The sequence below is a fragment of the Paenibacillus lautus genome (assembly GCF_050482385.1).
In the GTDB taxonomy this organism is placed as follows: Bacteria; Bacillota; Bacilli; order Paenibacillales; family Paenibacillaceae; genus Paenibacillus_AQ; species Paenibacillus_AQ lautus_B.
The window spans coordinates 1-19779 of sequence record NZ_JBCNHV010000030.1 but is presented as its reverse complement, the minus strand read 5'-3'; the positions used below and the strand labels follow the sequence as shown (position 1 = coordinate 19779).

The following is a 19779-nucleotide window of genomic DNA, read 5'->3' as shown; positions in this document are numbered from 1 at the left end:
AAAATAACGCTGCGCCCATGGCTTTTATTTATTTGGAGCTATAAGTTATCAGTATCATGGCGCGGCAGTATTTGTCATGAAATGCCTTGGTCCAAGGTCGGAATCAACGATAAACAAGCCGTTTGTTATCGAATTCTCACTTGCCTGAGAAATAATTATCATTCACTGTGGCTTGTATTCAAATGTAAACTTCACGGGAGTCGACATACCATCCATTGAGAGATAGGCAACGTTGGTTCCCTTCAGAATACCGGTAAGCTTGATCGTGAATTGGAAACTACCCGTTACTGTACTTGTCGTCTGGCCTTCATACTTAACTTTCCCGTTCGAATCGAGTATTTTCAAATTCACTTTGGACTGGCTGCTTCCATTCATCACCAGACCATCGATCGTCAATTTCCCTGCGCCGACATCTGCCACAGCTTTTACGCCGTCGATCGGAGTTACCGCATCACCTCCCGCAAGGTTGTACACGCCAAACTCATAGAAGGAGTAACCATAATCCGTATTTCTTTCGAGCCCTTGGAATTTGACGTATCTGGCTTTGACCGGTTCAAAATGGAGCGTTTCTTTTCCGTCACGTGCCGTAATGATTCCCTCATTGTTCTTGATCACACTGGTCCAATTCTGTTTATCGTCAGATACAAGAAGTTTGTAGGTTTTAGCACGCGCATATTCCCAATGAATTCGTACGGTATCGAATTCCTTGACTTCGCCAAGATCGACCTGGACCCAGCTGTTATTCGTGTAATCACTGGCCCATCTTGTCGCTGGGAATCCGTCCACCGCTTTTTCAGGTTGCAAATTCGGGCTGCCGCCTTCTACCGAAGAGGCTTCCGCCTTTTTATTTTGCGCCAAGTTTCCAATCAGGTAATAAACGTCTTCCTTTAGCGCGCTGTACGCCGTTTCTTTCATAACGCCATCTTTCAACAAAATATCAAGTTTTGCGTTAAATCCTCTCAGATATTTGTCGACCTGTGTCGCATCCGTTCCTTCGTAGCGTTTCATCAGCTCTAGATAATTGTTCAAAGAACGAGGCGCTTCGGCATTCGTAAATTGATTTTGTTCCACAAATCGGTTTACCAAAGTTTTCATGCTGTCTGCATTGGCACCAACATTGATGATGTAAGACGTTTTCTGTGACTTGCCCGCCGTTACCGTAATAATCAATTCATGTTTTCCGGGTGCGCCCATCAGGTTCATGGTTGTTCCGGCCGTATAAGGCTTGCCGTCAAACTGAGCCGTAACTTTTGTCAAGCCATCGTCATCCTTTAACTGCCACGTAAACTGGAGCGGCTCTGTTTCATTTACCAAAACGCCGCTTTGAAGAGGCTGTCCATTCAATTGCACGGCTGCCTCCGGCGGAGCCGCATTATTGATTTCATAGGTTCCATTCACATATTGATACAACCAATCATACAAAACGCGATTGGAAGGGTCTTGGTTGACCGCCGCATTGTAAACGGCATTATTCCCTTGATAATAAGCTCTGTATCCGTTTTGCATCAGGCCTGTTTCAACGCCGCTGTTCAAGTAGTCGATAAATCGCTCACGGAACACGCCGTCGGTCAACATCCGGTCATCAAACTCGACTTCATTGGACATGCCGTATTGCTTCGCCAGGTTGGCGGCATCCTCCAGACGGTCGTAATCCAAAGCCTCGAAGAAATAGTTCGGCTGGAATGCAGCGTTGTCAAAGCCAACGTCCTTCCACATAAAAGCTTTGTATGCCAAAGAATGCGGAATCCAGAAAAATTTCAGGTCCATATCATGGACTTTGCCGCTTACTGCTTTAATCAAATCCGGACCCGTATCACTTGTGCTGATTTGCTCTTCCAGCCAGTACATGCCGACAAGCTCCAGGTTGGAATAGTTCGCCTCCTGCCATCTTTGGTGGACCTGATCCAGCCACCACTGCATCACTTTTATCCGGTTTTCTTGCGCTTTCTCTTTGCCGACAACCGAGTCTCTGAAGCTTTCGGATACCCCGTCACCGTCAACGTCACCAAAGTCGTTTACGTATTCCCCCGGGTTCGGAATCATAAGCACAACCTTCATTTTATGATCAGGCTGATTCAGCTTGGATCCGACTTCCACTGTAGCCTCATTCAACTGCTGCATATCCCCTGCGGCTGCGAAGGTTTTGTCCAAATACCAACTCCAGTCCTCCAGGTTCGTTTGCCCGACACCGAAGTCACGGCCGGCAGGCGAAGCCAGTCCGAGATATAATATCCCGTCAAAAAGCCAATCGACAGGCTCCCCATCTTTATTTACATAACTGATGTTAGGGATGATCCGTTCCTTGTTCCAATCACCCAAACCATTTGGATATTGTCCGTTATACAGGAGATTCAGATTCCGGATACCGGCTGTAGCTTCTCCCGGCTCCAAAAAACGAGGCTCTTCGGCAGGGACCTTTACTGATCCGTCAGCCTGTCCATCGGTACCCCGAATTTCAATCTCATCAATATATGACCATTGTGTAGGATGCATCGTAAAGGTGACTTTAACATAACGGGCATAAGCCAGCTTGCCGTCCGTATTCCCACCTTTGATTCCATCCCGGCTCCCGTCCCATTCAAAGGTCTCCTGTCTTGGCGGTCCTCCCCCCCAGAGCAGTTGGGTGGCGTTATGGGAAAGCAGTCCCCAATTTTCTTTATCGTCGGAGACATACATGGATACCGTCAAAGGTACGAGGATCGAGTTGGTAGGATAATCTTGGAAGAAGTGTGCCGTAATCTTTCCAATTGACTTTTCCTCACCGAGATCAAAGACGACTTCCCTCGTTTTTCCACGCTGATGCCCTACCCATGCCGGGTCATTCATATCCAATGTGCCGTATTTTCCATCCGTAAGCTTGTATCCATCGTCAGGACGCGACGCTTCTGGCTCTTCGGACCATTCATAAGGGAGGCCATCCGCAAGATTGCGGAATTGCGTCTCCTCCACTGCCGAAGATGCTGCCGGCTGGTTTGTATTCGGTGCTGATGGTGCCTGGTCTGCATCCGGTTCCCCGGCATCCGTCGGTTGATCCGGTTCGAACTGTGGATTTCCTGTTGCATCTCCCGCCTGCGCACTAATTACTGGCGGAACAGGCGATTTCGCCTGCACCGAAGAAACCGGGCCCATCAGCATGACGGCTGCCATCAGGGCGGGTCCCCATTTCTTATTCAAAATCATCATGGTCAACTCCTTTTTTTATCCTCGAGTGTAGAAATGCTTGATATCCGCATTGTGAAAACCTGAATGGATCCCCCCTTTCACGAAAATCGGTACAATCTCCTGTTGGAATCGCTTTCAAAAACAAAAATCTCTCATTCCCCATTTCCTTTTTTGCTCGCGAATTTGTGCGGCATCCGGGGTAAGTACTTCCCAAGCCCGGACGCCGCGGATGTCCGCCATTATTACGGCGCAGCAAGTGATTCTGTTCTATATTTGCCTTTCCCTACATCGTCTCGCAGATTTCAACAATCAAACGCCCGCTTCTTCCTTCTGATACATCTCGGTCAGCTTTATGCTTCTGCCTTGCTGCAATCGAGATCGTTCGGAAGCGAAGGCAATCAAATGGCTTTGCAAGGAAGCTGTTGCTGATGTAAGGCCTTGAGACGGGTTGCGGTCGAACTTATGTACATTTTTGAGGAAGGAGCTCACCATGCGCTCATCGCCTCCGCCGTGGCCGTCTCCCTGCACGCTGCATTTAATTTCAATCTCTTCGCCCGTCGCATAGCGGTACAGCGTGAATGAGCCCTTATCCATGTCGCCAATGATCTCTCCCTGCGTGCCCATAATCTGCACACGGCGAGTACCGCTTTGGGTTAGACCCGACATAATAAAGTTAGCGTTGGCGCCGCTGGCAAATTCCATATTGACGACCTGATGGTCGACCACATTGTTATCGCAACGATAGACGCAGCGGCCGAACGGTCCTTCCTTAAGCGCCCGGATAATGCCTTCCTGGGATAAATCGTGCGTCATATAGCGCGCCCAATGATCGGCAGGTTGCTCCAAATACATTTTAATCGCTGAAAAGGCGCATTCCCTCTCTGCTTCGCAACCATCGATGCAGCGGTCCGTTGCTCCCTCCGGCGCGTTCTCGGCTTTAAAATGAAGCAATGAGCCAAAGGAGCTGACCGCTGTGCACGGCTCATCCATCAGCCAGGAGATGAGGTCCAGGTCATGGCAGGACTTGGCCAAAATCATCGGGCTGGTTTCCTCGGAATTACGCCAATTGCCGCGTACGTAGCTATGAACCATATGGTGATAGCCTACGTTCTCGGTCAGCTGAATGGTGCCGATTGCACCCAGCTCCCCATCCTCGATGCATTTCTTGATCCCCGACCAGAACGGGGAATAGCGAAGCACATGCGTGACCACCAGCAAACGCTTATGCTTAAGGGAAGCTTGCTCCAGGTCTATGCATTCCCGCACATTCGGTGACATCGGTTTCTCCAGCATGACATGGTAGCCAAGCTCCAGCGCTTTCATTGCCGGTATATAATGCATCCGATCAAGCGTGCTGATGATCATCACGTCGGCTATTTTTCCCTGCTCGAATGCTTTTTCCCAAGAATGATAAACATGCTCTTCAGCGATTTGATGAATCTCTGCAAAACGTTGTCTGCGTTCATCATCCGGCTCGGCTACTGCAACAAACTTCAGCTCATTCGGAAATTTTTCCGCATACGGTCCATAGATGTATCTTCCTCTACTGCCTGCGCCTAATAGTACAGCCGTTAATGTTTTCAATGTTCTTCCCCCTTGCATATGCAATTGCATCATAATTTCATTGTAAGGGGTGATTCCGCGCATCAAAATAGATCATTGCTTACATTCCATATACATTTATTGACCTTGCTGCATCGTTTCGGCTCGAGCCGTCCGAAAATCCTGCGGCGTCATATCATTTTGCTTCTTAAAGAAGCGGATAAAGGCCAGCGCCGAATTGTAGCCGAGCTTGGCGGCAATTTCATTCACCTTCATGGATGTATTGAGCAGCATATCCTTTGCAAGACAATTGCGGTAATCATTTACGTATTTAGAGAGTCCAATTCCCGTGATCTGTTTGTAAAGCCTTGATAGATAGGATGGATTCAAGCTGACATGATCTCCAATAGCAGTTAGGGATATGTCATCCGCAATATGCTCCTCTATATAGCGATGCACCTTATTGACGACCTCCGCCGGCAGTTCTGTTCCTCGTATCGCATTCCATTCAAAAAAGCAGTCCGCCATTTGCCAATAGTATGGAATGAGCTCCGTCCATGAAGCGGTCTCCTCCTGTCGGAACAGCATATCGAAATTAATCTGGGTATTCATATAGTCTCGCATATCTTTATTTTTGTGCATATGCGCCAGAAATACCGCAGATAGGAAATGGTACAACTCAACCTTGCGCTCGTAAGGAGTATCCGGATCGTTCCAGATGTCTGTCAATTCAACAAATAGGTGATTAAACTGTTCGCGGTGATTATTTTCAAGACAGCTCATCAGCAGCTGGACGCGAGCGTGTAAAAAGCTGTCATGATAGCTTTTCGCCTTCTCTTTTTCTTCGGACTTCTGAATATCTTTATCTGTCATGATGACCTCATGGAACAAGCCATGGCCTTGCATAAGACCGTATTTCATCGCATGAAAACGATCCGACAACCGATCCCATGGGACAGCCTCGCTGCCAATAAGAAAAGATACGGAGAGGCTCAGCAACTTTTTGCAGGTAGCCTGTATCGTCTCCAAATTGCCGCTCACATAGCGGTATGCCCTGGTCCATTCCATCGTACCGGTATCCACCGTTATCTCCGGACTGGCTTTAGGTTGAAAGATCCATACCATTTTGTTCATATCAAATACGACGGAGAAGCAGCGTACATGGGCGGATAAATACTCATCGCCGATATTTTGCAGAGCGTAAGCGAGCAAAGCCTTGTCCGGCGCCGTGAACATTTCCTTCCAGGCATCGATCCGGCCAATCAGTAAATAGACAGGCAGTGATGCTTCGAGCGGAATGTCCATTTCCGCAAAAGCGTCCCGAAGCTGCTGACCCGTCATCGTCTTGCCTTGAAATAAGCCCCAAATATATTCCTTCTGCAAGGAGGGCATCGCTATTCTCATTTTGGACTGGGCCCGCAAGATCATTTGCGCCTGATCCTGTTCCTCTTCAATTTCCTCTATCGCCCGTTCAACGGTATGAATGATCTTCTCGTCGCTTTCCACTTTCAGCAAATATTCAAAAGCGCCAAATGTAAGGGCGCTCTTCGCATAGTGAAAATCATTGAACCCTGTCAATAAAATAACTTTGCACGCCGGCCACTGCGATTTTATTTCCTGCAGCAGCTCAATACCCTCTATGCCGGACATCTTAATGTCCGAAATCACAATATCCATCCGGTGATGTGACAGCACCTCAAGCGCCTCTTCGCCGGAATAGGCTTTCATGACTTCAAGCTCCAAATGCTCCGTCTTCTCGAACAACTCCAGAAGACCATCAACAATAATCGGCAGATCATCCACGATTAAAAGCCTGTACATGGCGATTCCTCCTTAGCTCATGCTCAGTTTAATAATAACTTGAAGCCCGCCAAGCTCAGAGCGTGACACGGTAATCCCATACTCTTCTCCATAACGAAGCTGAATTCTGCGATGAACATTAAGCATGCCCGTTGTCTCCTCAATCTGGTTGGTTGAATAACGCAGCCTCTTGCCAAGCGCTTCGATCTCCTCGTCCGTAATGAACTCGCCGTTATCTTCCACATAAATGTAAAAAGCATCATTTCGCAGCTTGCTGTGCACCCATAGCTCGCCCGTGCCGCGCATATTCCCGAGGGCGTACTTGTAAGCATTTTCAATAATAGGCTGCAAAATCAATCGGGGGACTTCAATCGGCTGGGCTTCGACTTCAAACAGAACTTGGATTCGATCCCCGTAACAGATCGACTGCATCTCCACATATGTGCGGGAATGCTCAAGCTCCATCTCCAGCGGGATGTCATCATCATTATGCCGAGTAATGAACTGAAAATATTGCCCGATGTATAAACAGAACTGGTAGGCTTTTTCCTTCTGGCTATCGGATTTAATCAAGCGGCAAAGCACAAAAAAGCAATTATATAAAAAATGAGGATTAATTTGCGATTGCAATCTTTTCAGTTCCGAACGCTGATTGCGAATTTGCTGCTCGTAATTTTCCTCAATCAATGTTTTCAAAGATTTTACCGTATCGTTAAAAGCCTGGTATAAATAGCCGAACTCATCCTTCCTGCGGTCGATCAAGATCGGCTCCAGCTCGTTTTGCTGCATGCGACGGAAGGAACGCACCAGCTTGATCAACGGACGGTATATTAGCCGGATTAAAAAATAGGTGAAGAATAAAAAAATAAAAACAGCAAGCGCGCAAGCCCACCAAAACAAAGCTTTATATACCTGGAGCGAACCGAGAATCATCTCTTCCGGGATGCTCGTTACCATGTATGAATTCCAGAGGCTGGAATACTTGAATACGGTTAGAAATCGCTTATTTTTATAATGGATCGTATCATAGCCTTCATCCATTTTTGCTGCCTGTTTTTCAAAAGCCAGCTGCTTCATCAGATCATGCAATTCAAGGTCGGAGCCGCTATTGATTTCCCAGTCGCGCTCCAGATTAAACAATACGGTCTGGCCTCCCCTGCTATTGCCGATTTGCGCTAATGTTTCTTTCATTTTGCCTGTTGAGAGCTCTACGCCTACCACATAGAGCGGGTCCTTTTTGCCTGCAGGGTACTGCATCGTAATAAACAGCCGGTCCTGCCAATAAATAAAGGGCTCCGTATAAAGCTTCTTCTCTGGCTGCATCGCTTCATATTCTTCCGCGTTCAGCTTGGTTTCAAAGCTGTTGCTCAGCACCGTGCGCTCGATCTGCGGAATGTACGCCTTCGCCTCGCGAATAAACGGACTGGAATTTTTCATCAAATCCAGGCGGTGCTGTATATCCAATATTTTATACGACCGATCATAGGAGTTCATCTGTTCGCCTGTTGCAGCCACTTCCATTAAATCCCTGTCCATGACATAGTTAGGCAAATATCGGCTGATCCGGTCTGCCTCCTGATCCAGGGAGTCTAAATAAAACCGCGTCGTATTCAAAATCGAATCGGATATTTCGCTACGGATATGATTGGCCCCTTGCTCATTCATCATCCAGGTAATAGCCATAAGCGGCAGCAAGGCCGCCAAAAAGGCAGCCATTATTTTTCTGAATATAGAGGAATCCTGTAAAAAGAATATACTTTTCATCGTCTGTTCTCCTGTGCCCGAGATCTACGACCTTCCTGTCTATTCTTTTACACTTCCCATTACAATGCCCTTGATAAAAAACCGCTGCAAGAATGGATAGACAATAAGAATCGGGAAAGCCGCTACGAAGATTTGTGCCGCCCTGCTTGTACGGTCAGACAGCTGGAGCATGAGTTCCACATTTTCTGATTTAAGAAATCGGAAATCCATCTTAATAATAACGGTTTGCAAGAAAGTTTGCAGCGGATAATTTTCCGGGTGATTCATATAAAGCATGCCGTCGAACCAGCTATTCCAATGCCCGACCATCGTAAAAAGCCCCGTTGTTGCCAGTGCGGGCAACGATAGCGGAACATATATTTTCCAAAGTGTTGCAAAATGCCCGGCTCCGTCAATCCGTGAAGCATCCTCAAGCTCCCTGGGCAAATTGCGGTAAAAGTTCAATAGCAGGATAACGTTGAACACGTTAATCGCCATAGGAAACACCAGCGCTCCGAGAGAATCAATAAGTCCCAAGCTTTTAATGGTCAAATAGGTAGGAATAAGTCCGCCGTTGAACAAAATCGTAAACACGAAAATCCAAGCATAAACGGTTCTTAGACGAAACGTATTGCGGTCCTTGGATAAAGGATAAGCGGTAACAATTGTTAAAAGCATGCTTAATGCCGTCCCAACAACAACCCGTTGAATAGAAATTCCAAAGGCTCTTAAATATTCAGGCTTGCCGAACACGTTATCATAAGCCGCGGTTGTAAACTCTACAGGCCACAGCGCAACCTTGCCGGCTGCCGCCGCCGAACCCGAGCTAAAGGAAATCGCCAAAATATGAATGATCGGCATTAAGCATAAAAAAGATATAAACGCAAGAAAGATGAGATTGCAAACGAGAAAAGCTCTTCTTCCGAAAGACGGTTTCATGACCACGGTCTGTCTCCTTTCTGAATCACCGACTTTTCCGCTATTAGAAAATACGGTAATTCGCTAGTCGGTATGCGAGTACGTAGGATACGGAAATGAAAATAAAGGATACGACGGATTTCAATAAGCCGACAGCTGTGGCAAATCCGAACTGGGCTTGCTGTATCCCCATTCGGTAAACGAACGTATCAATGATATCGGCACTTTCATAAACCGGCGCGCTGTACAGGTTAAATATTTGATCAAATCCAGCATTCAGCACATTGCCGATATTAAGCGTAAGCATAAGAACGATGATCGGCATCATGCCCGGCAGCGTTACGTGAAGCGTTTGTTTCCAGCGGCCCGCGCCATCCATTTGAGCGGCTTCATAAAGCGTAGGATTAATTCCTGTCAACGCCGCTAAATAAACAATGGTGCCAAATCCAAATTCTTTCCAAACATCGGAGATGACCATGACATAAGGGAACCAGTTATTGTCGCCAAGAAAGAAAATCGGCTTCATGCCGAACCATCCAAGCAGCTGGTTCAATATGCCGGAGGAAGGAGACAAAATATCGACCAAAATGCCGCTTAGCAACACCCAGGATAAGAAATGGGGCAGATAGACCAGGGTTTGGAACGTTCTTTTCATCCATTCTCTACGCAATTCATTAAGCAAAATAGCAATGGTGATCGGCACGAACAAACCGGCAACGATTTTCATTACGGCAATATATACCGTGTTAAAAAAGATACGGCCGATATCCGGATAATCCATTAACAGCTGGAAGTTCCTCCATCCGATAAACGGGGAGCCAAACAACCCTTTATTCGGCACATATTTTTGAAAAGCCATCATGATTCCTGACATTGGAATGTAACTAAAAATAATAATAAAAGCCAAACCCGGCAGCAGCATCAAATGAAGCGGCCATTCCTTCTTCCAGACACGCGTCAGACTCTTCATATCTTCACCTCGCTGATTCACTTATCATGCTGTGCGCATTCCCTGCTCAAGAACCTGATTGTTCTTGAAAAAAGGAGGGATTGCATTGATTCAATCCCTCCCTGCGCTACAGATCCTATTGAAGCGATTTATACCACTCGTTAACTTCTTTCGTGATTTCATCGCCGCCAAGCTTCTTCCACTCTGCAACGAATGTATCGAACTCGTCTACGGATACTTGGTTCATTATGATTTTGATGAATATTTCATCACGTTTCTTCGTCAAAATTTCTTGACGGTCTGCCATCGTCGGAGTAGGCGCGCCGTAGAATTTGTTTTGCAGGTATTCATTGTTTTGCTGGATTTTTGGGTTATGCGATACCGCTCCGTTCGGCCCCGAAATCAGCACTTCCCACCACATATTGATATCGCTACCATCGATAAATTTCATCGCACGTTCATAACGACCCTTCTGGTCTGCAGTTTGAAGAATGCTAGGATCTTTCGTTTCGATCGCTTTCGGCAGAATTTCGCCGTTGTTATCCATCTGTTTGCCTACGCGAAGCGGGTTCAGCAGCCAGTAGTTGTTGCCTTTTTCTTGTTTGTCTTTACCATACAGATAGATTTTTTGCTCATCTGTCGGATTCATCGTATTATCAACGACGATCCATTGGTTCAGCAATTTGATAACGCCTTCAGGATGCTTGGCTTGTTTAGAGATCACATAGTACTCGTCAACACCAAGACCAATTTGATTCAATGTAGGCTTGTTGTCTACGGAAGGGATAGGGAACACTCCCCATTCTTGAACAACCTTCCCGTCTTTCACAGCGCCCTGCACAAGCTGCGCCGGTGTCCAGGAAGCACCAAATACCATGCCGATGCTGCCGTCGTAGATGAGCTCAGCGGCTTTTTCCGTATCTTTAACCGCAAACTCAGGATCGATCAACCCTTTTTTGAACATGTCTTGCAGCGCTGCAAGCGCCTGCTTCATCTCGGGCTGGATATCACTGTTCATCAAACCGCCGTTCCCATCTTCCATCCAAATGTTTTCATAAGCATGATAGCCGTTCAAGAACGCTCTCAGACCGGTAACGCCTGTCTCGATACTAATTGGGTTTTTGCTGACCGCAATACCGTAAGCTTGTTTTGTGCCGCCAGGATTCTTGGTTTTGAACGCTTCGGCAATTTTTATGAAATCATCCATTGTTTTAGGCTCAGGCAAGCCCAATTCTTTCAGCCAGTCTGTACGAACGAACAAGTATTGATAATTGAACGGGTTGTATGAGCTTGGAATCCCCATCATTTTCCCGTCGATCATCGCAGTTTTCATCTGCATGCCGCCGTCCATGGTCAGAAACTTTTTCGTCTCTTCCGTAGCATGCTGATCATAAATCTCTGTCAAATCCATAATCATATCCGCTTCAGTAAGCTCTTTAAGCTGTGCAGCGTTTACAAGCAAGAAATCCGGAAGATCGTTGGATGCGATCGCAATTTTTACTCTCTCTTTAAATTGGCTTACATCTGCAATCCACTTGTTTGTAATTTTGATACCGAGATCTTTTTCATAAGCGTCATAAACTGAGTTTTTGTCGAAGTCTTCACCTTCGTCAAATTTCAAGTAAGGATCGCTTGGCGAAACCGTTGAAACCTCAATGATATCATTGCCGTTTCCTGTGCCTGTTGTTTCAATTGGTTCCTTGGAATTTCCAGGTGGTTGGTTTGGCTCAGACGACGATTTGAAGCCGCAGCCTGAAATCGCCAATGCAAGCGTCAAGGAGATCATTGCAAGTGCCCTTTTGCTCTTCAAATTTTACCCCTCCGGTACATTTCGTTTAGTTTTCGCTGCAAATTGTAATGCAGTCTTTCATAATTCCAGTATAGAAAGAAGCTCCCCGCTGTTCTATATACTAGTCTTTACTTTCGTATACACCTCTTGACACCAGGCAAAAATAAATAATTACCGTGATTGACGTATACAACGGCGGTGTTTACTCTTCATTTAGAAACACCTCAAAATGTATGTATGAAAGTAAATAACAGTATCTGGTTGAAGGCATCCCTTGTCTATATACTTAGCATATAAATTCATTATTGTCTGGAGGTATTGGATCATAATGAAACTTCATATTGCCTATGACCATCCCATTGCTATCAATGCTTTCGAATGGACCCCTGCCACTTATCGGCAGCCGCCTCATGTGCACGCGAGTCTGGAGATCGGCCTCTGTTTAACAGGCAAAGGCTATTTTTTCTTTGGCAACAAACAATATGCAGCTAATCCTGGCGACTTATTTCTGGTCAATAATGAAGAACGGCATATTGCCCAATCTGCCCCCGACAACCCGAGCCGCTATCTGTTTATTAACTTTGATCCCGCGCTGCTGCTAGCGGAGGAGCCCGGTCTGCTGCTGCCATTCTCCTATCGCTCCACTCATTTTTGCAATCATATTATCGGCGGCTCTCCCCTCGCCAAACAGCTTACGCCTTGGGTGCTGGCTATAGCGGAAGAACTGCGGGAGAAGTCCCCGGGTTATTTGGTCATGGCCAAAAGCGCGCTCATTCAGCTGTGCGGCCGTCTTCTTCGACATTACAACGGTTTGCTAACCGATGATGAGCGTCATCATATGGTACATTCCGTTCGCCAGGCGCAATCGCTTGCCGCTTTGGTCGAGCATCGTTACAACGAGCCGGTTAGCTTAGGGGAATTGGCTGATGAACTTGGTTTAAGCGTCTCGCGCGTGAGCCGGGCGTTTCTGGAAACGACCGGTTATCGTTTCTCGGAATATGTTTCCTTGCTGCGTATCCAGGCTGCCAAGCGGGAATTGGCGGGAACGGACAAAGCTGTTGCTGATATTGCATTCGAATGCGGCTTTCAAAGCTTGCCAACCTTTTATCGCGTTTTTAAAGAGACTGTCGGCGTGTCTCCGATCCGTTATCGACAATCTATGGGGGTTACGAAAATGAGCAAAAAATGAGAATAAGGCTTTCATAATTTGAGAAGCCATTGGCTGCATGGCTGGTTATAATCAAGGCACATATTGATTTCACGTATTTCAGGAGGGTAACCGTTATGACGAAATGGATTGGACTGAGGGAAATAGTTCGGGATGAAATAAAGCAGCGCAGAGAAGAAGGCTGTCATGTAGAGGGGATGTCCGAACGTCTGGAAGCGGCCGGCACAGACGAAGCAAAGCTAATGGAAGTATACCAGGCTTTGTTGGCTCTTGAACCACGTGCGGATTTCAAGTATATCGAGCCGTCTGAATTGGAAGCCATTCGCGCCGAACGTCCGGATGGACCGAGAATACTGTCCGGAAACTGGGATGAACGTAAGTGGCAGGATAAATTTTATGGTGCTTGGCTCGGCCGTTCGGCTGGTTGTGCGCTTGGGAAACCTCTCGAGGCTCCTGCCTTCATGCAAGGCTCCGGCGGAAGACCCGGGTGGCACAATATGAAGTTGTGGTTCGAAGGCGCAGGACAATGGCCGATTCGCCACTATACACCGGGCGAATCAACTGCGGAAGCCGAGTACGATATCGAGATAGCAAGGTGGAGCAGTTTAGCCAGCTGCCGGGAAAACATTCGCTTTATGGAAACAGACGATGATATTCGTTATACCGTTCTTGGCCTGCTCATGCTGGAAGAGCGCGGGCTTGATTTCAACTCCTGGGATGTGGGCAAGCTGTGGCATCGTCATTTGTCATTCGGGCAGGTATTCACGGCTGAAGCGCAGGCCTATCTTAATTTCGCTCGTGTCACTTCACATATTAGCGGCGATCGGCCAGACGACTGGGAGAAACATATCCACTCTGGACGCTCTTATTTAAATCCCTACCGGGAATGGATCGGCGCCCAAATCCGTGTGGACGGCTATGCGTACGGTGCTGCCGGCCAGCCACAGCTTGCAGCTGAGCTTGCTTGGCGGGACGCTTCCTTCTCCCATGTGAAGAATGGTATTTACGGCGCCATGTTTTGCTCGGCTATGATTGCCGCCGCATTCGTTGAAAGTGATATGAAGCGAATTGTTGAGATCGGATTGAGTGAAATTCCGAAACACAGCCGTCTTGCAGAAGATATCGCATTAGCGGTCAACATTGCTGAGGAAACGGAAGACACATTAGAATTGGTGAGTAAAATATGGGAAACGTTTAAGCACTATCACCATGTTCATACCAATAATAATGCTGCATTATGCGCGGCTGCGCTCATTCATTCCGGAGGCGATTTTGAGAAAGGCATTACGACAGCCGTACTTGGTGGCTGGGACACCGATTGCAATGGCGCCACCGTCGGTTCCATTCTTGGTGCATCGATTGGAGCGGCGTCGCTTCCTGAGAAGTGGATCTCGCCGCTAAACGATACGTTGTATGCCGATGTCAGTGGCTTCCACCCCATTCCCATCTCCGAATGCGCTCAAAGAAGCTATAGTGTCTTCCGAAAATTGCAGCATTAAAATGATTTAGGATGAACCGAGTAGGAGGGGGCGGCTAGCCCCGTCCTCTCCGTCGTGTACAAGGAGGACGAATTTGAATTTAATAAAGATGCGGGCATGTATGTGTGTAAAGCAAGACATTTAGCTATACGAAAGGCACGTACAGGCAAGAAAGGTATTAATAAAAATCAAAAAGACACTTATATGTTTGATATTGAAAAATGCAGAGTATGTCCATTCCGTAACGGATGTTATAAGGAAGGTGCAAAAAGTAAAACGTATTCTGTCACAATTAAATCAACTGAGCATCGCGAACAAGAAGCGTTTCAAAATAGTGAGGAATTTAAATCGTTAGCAAAAGAAAGATATAAAATTGAGGCGAAAAACAGTGAACTCAAACATAGACACGGGTATGATGAAGCATCATCGGCGGGTCTAATTGGCATGGAAATACAAGGAGCAACAGCTATATTCGCAGTCAACCTCAAACGAATTCTCACGCTGATTAAAGCAGAAAAGTAACTAAATATAAAGAAGTAGTTCACTTCCTGTTCAAAAACCGAACAGGAAGTGAACTATTTTGTTTAAAAAACAATTACTAATTCATAACGTAAGTTTTTAGCAGTCTCGTCCAATACAGGAATCATCTATTGAAAGCATCCTAAATATTCTAAACACTCTTTTTTAAGTGTCCTTGACAAAGGGTCCAGATCATCCAAGGGGATTTTCTTATGCAAGTGAGTTTTTTGATTTCTCCCGACGAATTTTCAAAATATAAAGTTAAGCCTCGGTTTCGTTCTTCGCGATTGACCCTGATTAATGAAATTCATATGAAATATATCCGATATAAGGGCTTAACAAGCGAGAACAATAAAATCCAAAATTTATAAATATCAAGGAGAGCATACGTAATCTCGATTCCGGTAGTAGAAGCACTTTGTCACGTGGCTTGCTTTATCCATTTATCGGTCCATGGCTCTCCGCTTTTTCTTTCGACTTTACTCCCAGTGGTTTAGGCAGAACTACTACGATCAACACGGCACATAGAATCAACAGGGCCGAGCTAATTTTCAACGTATAATCCATTCCATCAATATAAGCAACGTTAATTCGTGCTAAGATCGAGCTCCGTATGGATTCATCCATCGTATAAGCCGCTTTGGTTGCTGTCCCGATGGAATTTGTTATATAGTCGACATACTGGCTGGGCACATCACTAATTACCTTATTGATTCCATTTTGGTATTTAATAGATATCAGCGTCCCGAGGACCGCAACGCCCAGCGCGCTGCTGACCTGCCGCAATGTGTTATTCACCGCTGAACCAATCCCAACCTCTGTCCGAGGCAACGATTCCATGACCGCCGACATACATGGGGACAGTGCCAGACCAAATCCAACCCCTTGTATCACTAAATATATGGCGACAAATCCATAGCTGTCCTGAACATCAATGGTTGAAAGTAAGAACAACCCAATGCCCATGATCAGCAATCCTGTTGCAATCGCCCATTTGGTACCCAATTTGCTCGCAACCCGGACACTGAATAGCGATGCTACAATCATCCCGGCCATGAAAGGAATCAGCCTCAGCCCCGTCTCATAGGCATTGCTATCCAATGTGAATTGAAGATATTGGGTCAGGAAAAATAGGAGTCCATTCAGGACAAACATAATCACACATACGGCAAGGGTGGCCCAGGTGAATAAAGGATGTTTGAACAAGCTTAAATTCACCATAGGCTCCTTGGCAAACTTTTGCCGTACAATGAACAAAGCAATAAAGAGTGTCCCTGCGCATAAAGTCAAGATGACTTGCAGCGAACCCCATCCGAGGCGCGAGGATTCAATAATTCCGTACACCAAACTGCCTAATCCGATACAGGACAGTAGCATACTCAGCCAGTCTATCCGATGAGCCTTTTCATTTTTGGATTCAGGAATAAGAAAGTATCCCGCTATCAATACCACTGCAATGATCGGCACGTTGATAAAAAAGATGGAGCCCCAGGAGAACTTCTCAATCAAAAACCCTCCCAGCAACGGACCGACCAGCAATCCCACGCCCGAGCTTGCTGACCAGATGGCGGAAGCTTTCCTTGCTTCCTGAGGAGTGAATACGGTAGGAAGAATGGAAAACGTGAGCGGCATAATGATCGCTCCCCCCACACCCATAAATGCCCTTGCCACAATTAACACATCCGTAGTTCGAGCAAATCCTGCCACAAGCGAAGTTATGGCAAAAATGATTAAACCGATAAACAGCATTTTTTTTCTCCCGAACCGGTCTCCCAAACTGCCTGCGGGAAGCAGCAACACGGAAAAAACCAGAAGATACGAATCCATAATCCATTGGAGCTCATTGGTACCGGCATCAAGCTCCTTGGAAAGCGTCGGCAGTGCGACATTAAGGACGGTTACATCAAAACTGATAATTAAGAGACTCAAAACCAGACAAGCCAGTGTCCACCATCTATATTTGTGATGATCGAAAGAACTCATTTAACTCCTCCTAATGGAAATCTTTTTATCCTGTCACCGTATACAGGTCGTTCGATACATTCACCATAAATGGATTCAATTCACCGTTAATACAGACATGCAGGTCATGCATCGCTCTTGTACAGGCTGTGTAGAACAATTTGCGTTCGCTTTCTTTTCCATACGTTGCCTGTGAAGCATCATAGATAATGACCGCATCAAATTCAACGCCCTTTGCCAGATAAGACGGAATGATCAGGATCCCGGCCTGAAAGGAGGCCGTTTCCTTTTCGATCAGCCTTACACTTATCAAGTCCTTTAATGCCTCATATGCCTTGCCGCTCTCGGTTGCTGTCTTGCAGATTACGGCAATCGTCCGGTGACCCGCGGCCTGCAGTTCCTGGATACTCTCCACCACCACGGCAGCATGCTTCGCCAAATCAGACGTTTGCTTCAGGACGGGCTTATCGCCTTCCCGGTTAAACGGCTCAATAACCTCCCCGCCTTCAATGAGCGCACGGGTGAATTCGATGATTTGCCGCGTCGAGCGGTAGCTCCGAGCTAAGGTCACATGGCTAGTATCCATCCCTCCATATAACAGCGTTAAGTTATCTGTGTTCAAGCTGCCCTGGTCATGGATGAATATCCTTTGATTCCAGTCCCCCAACACCGTCATTTTGCTCCGGGGAAACAATCTCCTGATAAATCTGAATTGGAACGTGGAGAAATCCTGCGCCTCATCAATAAATACATGCCCGATCGTATTGTTCGTTTGGAATCCTTCAATGCATTCGGTTAGAAACAGGTATGGTGTAGCATCCTCATAAAAGAGCTTCGTTTGATCCAAATTCTCCACCGTCTGACTGCAAATCTCCGCCCAGTGCGGCGGAAGCTCGGCATTGTCCATAAAGTTTGAGACATAGCTTAGATCCCCGAACAGTTGGCGATATAACAACGGAATATTGACGTAACCGAATTGCTTGATTTCTTTTCTTAACGGTTTGAAGTACAAATCCACGATCTTTTCGGCAAGAATCGTTCTTTCGGTTTGAAAATCATCGAACGTATTGCCAGCACTGCGCTCTCGCTTTTGAAGCTCCTTGAAAGCCCAGTTGTACTCATCCTTGTCAAGCAACTCAATTTCCTCTTCAACCCATAATTTAGCCATCTCTTTAACAGCCTTTTTCTTCAGCTCCTTTAGGAGCCACTCCGATAAAAGTCCCATTCGGTTGGGCATCCGAAGGCTGGAATCATACCCGTAGAACTGCTCATGGATCCGTGCAGCGGAAATCAGAACCTCGTCGCGAAACGTAATATCTTTAAATATCATATCTTTGCTGCCCAAGGAAGACACGTACTGCTCGATCCAATCCATGAACTCTCCCGAAGCTTTGATTTGAATACCTTCAATCCGCTCGGTATATCCCTCTTTCCCTATCGCCGACAGAATGAACTCCATTTGGCTGAACGGATCTTCAACCTGAAATACCTCTCCCAAGCGATGCTCCAAATATTCCTGAAAAGTGGTTTGTTCCATATTTTCTTCACCCAACTCAGGAAGGACGGTAGCAACATAACTGTTGAACATCGCATTTGGAGAGAACAGCACGATCTGGTCAGCACGCAGCGTATCCCGGAAACGGTACAGCAGGTAAGCCACCCGCTGCAAGGCAGCTGAAGTTTTACCGCTGCCTGCCGCCCCCTGAACAACAAGCATTTGGCTTGTCACATTGCGTATAATCAAGTTTTGTTCCTTTTGAATGGTCGCCACGATGCTTTTCATTTGCGAATTGGACTGCTTACCAAGAACCTCTTGCAGCAATTCGTCGCCTATGGTCACACTGGCATCGAACATGCTTTCAATCATGGCATCCCGAATCATGTACTGTCTTTTTAAGGTCATTTCCCCTGTAATGATACCGCTGGGCGTATTGTACTGGGCTGGCCCGGGAGAATAATCGTAGTACAAGTTGGACACAGGAGCGCGCCAATCATAGACAAGAAAATTGATTCCGTCTTCATCGACCAAAGAAGCAATTCCCAAATAAATTTCCTGAATCTGTTTATCGTACTCATCATAAAAATCAATGCGTCCGAAATAAGGAGACTGCTTGAGTCGAGACAAGGTTTTCATTTTCTTTTTTGCATGCTGATAAGTACGTTCGTTCTCGGACAAAACCTCGGCCTGCTGCTTCAGGCTTGCATAGGTGCCTGCGTCCTCAAAATTCAAAGACACATCTTCCCAGAAGTTTTTTCGGAATTCCACGATATCCGTTTTTTTCTCGTCGATGTCTCCAGCAATCTCTGCCAACTGCCTATCGATCTCAGACATGACAAGGTTTACCCGTTGTTGTTCATCTTCCCAGCTCTCAAATTTAGCGCTCATCTTAACACTCCCCAATCAGACTGTAGTTCAGTTTCTAAAACCAATATCAATCACTTGAGCTCTGCAGCCTCATGCTGATGATAAATTTATGTGAGACAGTAATTGACAACGAGATAAGATTGTGATATCATTAAATTATAAATATGTAATATGTTTATTTTTTTGTAAAAAATTGACTCGTCGATGATATTAGCATATAAGTATTCATATATCAAGCTTTATTTCCCAATGCATTCTACGCGCTTGTAGAGGACATTGGTTGTTTTCGTTGTAGAGATAGAATTCTGAGTAATCAGGAATACAGGACTAAAGAACAAATAATGATAAAAAAAGCCGGCTTTGTGAAGTGACCCCCAAAAGTTA

The 19779-nt window shown here is 46.2% G+C and carries 11 protein-coding genes and 1 pseudogene; 3 read left to right on the top strand and 9 right to left on the bottom strand.

Annotation, left to right across the window (positions count from 1 at the left end; translation table 11 throughout):
- Nucleotides 1-162: 162 nt before the first annotated feature.
- From ABEW73_RS31200 to ABEW73_RS31170, 7 genes are all read right to left on the bottom strand, one after another.
- Complete coding sequence (locus tag ABEW73_RS31200; protein WP_430168849.1) at nucleotides 163-3180, bottom strand: DUF4855 domain-containing protein; 3018 nt, start codon at nucleotides 3178-3180, stop codon at nucleotides 163-165.
- A gap of 291 nt (nucleotides 3181-3471) precedes the next feature.
- Nucleotides 3472-4746, bottom strand: a complete 1275-nt coding sequence (locus ABEW73_RS31195; protein ID WP_430168604.1) for a Gfo/Idh/MocA family protein — start codon at nucleotides 4744-4746, stop codon at nucleotides 3472-3474.
- A 96-nt stretch (nucleotides 4747-4842) separates the two neighbouring features.
- Nucleotides 4843-6525 carry a response regulator transcription factor gene (locus ABEW73_RS31190; protein ID WP_430168601.1) on the bottom strand — a complete coding sequence of 561 codons (1683 nt, stop codon included), beginning with the start codon at nucleotides 6523-6525 and terminating at the stop codon, nucleotides 4843-4845.
- 12 nt (nucleotides 6526-6537) lie between these two features.
- Nucleotides 6538-8268 carry a sensor histidine kinase gene (locus ABEW73_RS31185; protein WP_430168598.1) on the bottom strand — a complete coding sequence of 577 codons (1731 nt, stop codon included), beginning with the start codon at nucleotides 8266-8268 and terminating at the stop codon, nucleotides 6538-6540.
- 39 nt (nucleotides 8269-8307) lie between these two features.
- Nucleotides 8308-9186 (bottom strand): carbohydrate ABC transporter permease, encoded by an 879-nt coding sequence (locus ABEW73_RS31180; protein ID WP_076322150.1) that lies wholly within the window; start codon nucleotides 9184-9186, stop codon nucleotides 8308-8310.
- A 43-nt stretch (nucleotides 9187-9229) separates the two neighbouring features.
- Entirely contained in the window at nucleotides 9230-10135 is a 906-nt protein-coding gene (locus ABEW73_RS31175) for an ABC transporter permease (RefSeq protein ID WP_430168595.1), read from the bottom strand.
- Nucleotides 10136-10250: 115 nt separating this feature from the next.
- Nucleotides 10251-11924 carry an extracellular solute-binding protein gene (locus tag ABEW73_RS31170; protein WP_430168592.1) on the bottom strand — a complete coding sequence of 558 codons (1674 nt, stop codon included), beginning with the start codon at nucleotides 11922-11924 and terminating at the stop codon, nucleotides 10251-10253.
- Between the two features lie 307 nt (nucleotides 11925-12231).
- Between ABEW73_RS31170 and ABEW73_RS31165 the strand changes: the two genes are divergently transcribed.
- The 3 genes and pseudogenes from ABEW73_RS31165 to ABEW73_RS31155 form a co-directional block, all read left to right on the top strand.
- Complete coding sequence (locus ABEW73_RS31165) at nucleotides 12232-13092, top strand: helix-turn-helix domain-containing protein (RefSeq protein WP_430168590.1); 861 nt, start codon at nucleotides 12232-12234, stop codon at nucleotides 13090-13092.
- Between the two features lie 95 nt (nucleotides 13093-13187).
- A complete protein-coding gene (locus ABEW73_RS31160) occupies nucleotides 13188-14570 on the top strand; it encodes an ADP-ribosylglycohydrolase family protein (RefSeq protein ID WP_430168587.1) in 1383 nt (460 codons plus the stop codon).
- Between the two features lie 60 nt (nucleotides 14571-14630).
- Nucleotides 14631-15071 (top strand): annotated as a pseudogene (locus tag ABEW73_RS31155) (transposase); the annotation flags it as partial.
- 432 nt (nucleotides 15072-15503) lie between these two features.
- Here the strand turns inward: ABEW73_RS31155 and ABEW73_RS31150 are convergent.
- The gene (locus tag ABEW73_RS31150; protein ID WP_430168585.1) at nucleotides 15504-17051 is read right to left on the bottom strand and encodes an MFS transporter; all 1548 of its coding nucleotides are present in this window, start codon (nucleotides 17049-17051) and stop codon (nucleotides 15504-15506) included.
- A gap of 25 nt (nucleotides 17052-17076) precedes the next feature.
- Complete coding sequence (gene helD / locus ABEW73_RS31145; RefSeq protein WP_430168583.1) at nucleotides 17077-19416, bottom strand: RNA polymerase recycling motor HelD; 2340 nt, start codon at nucleotides 19414-19416, stop codon at nucleotides 17077-17079.
- Nucleotides 19417-19779: the final 363 nt, after the last annotated feature.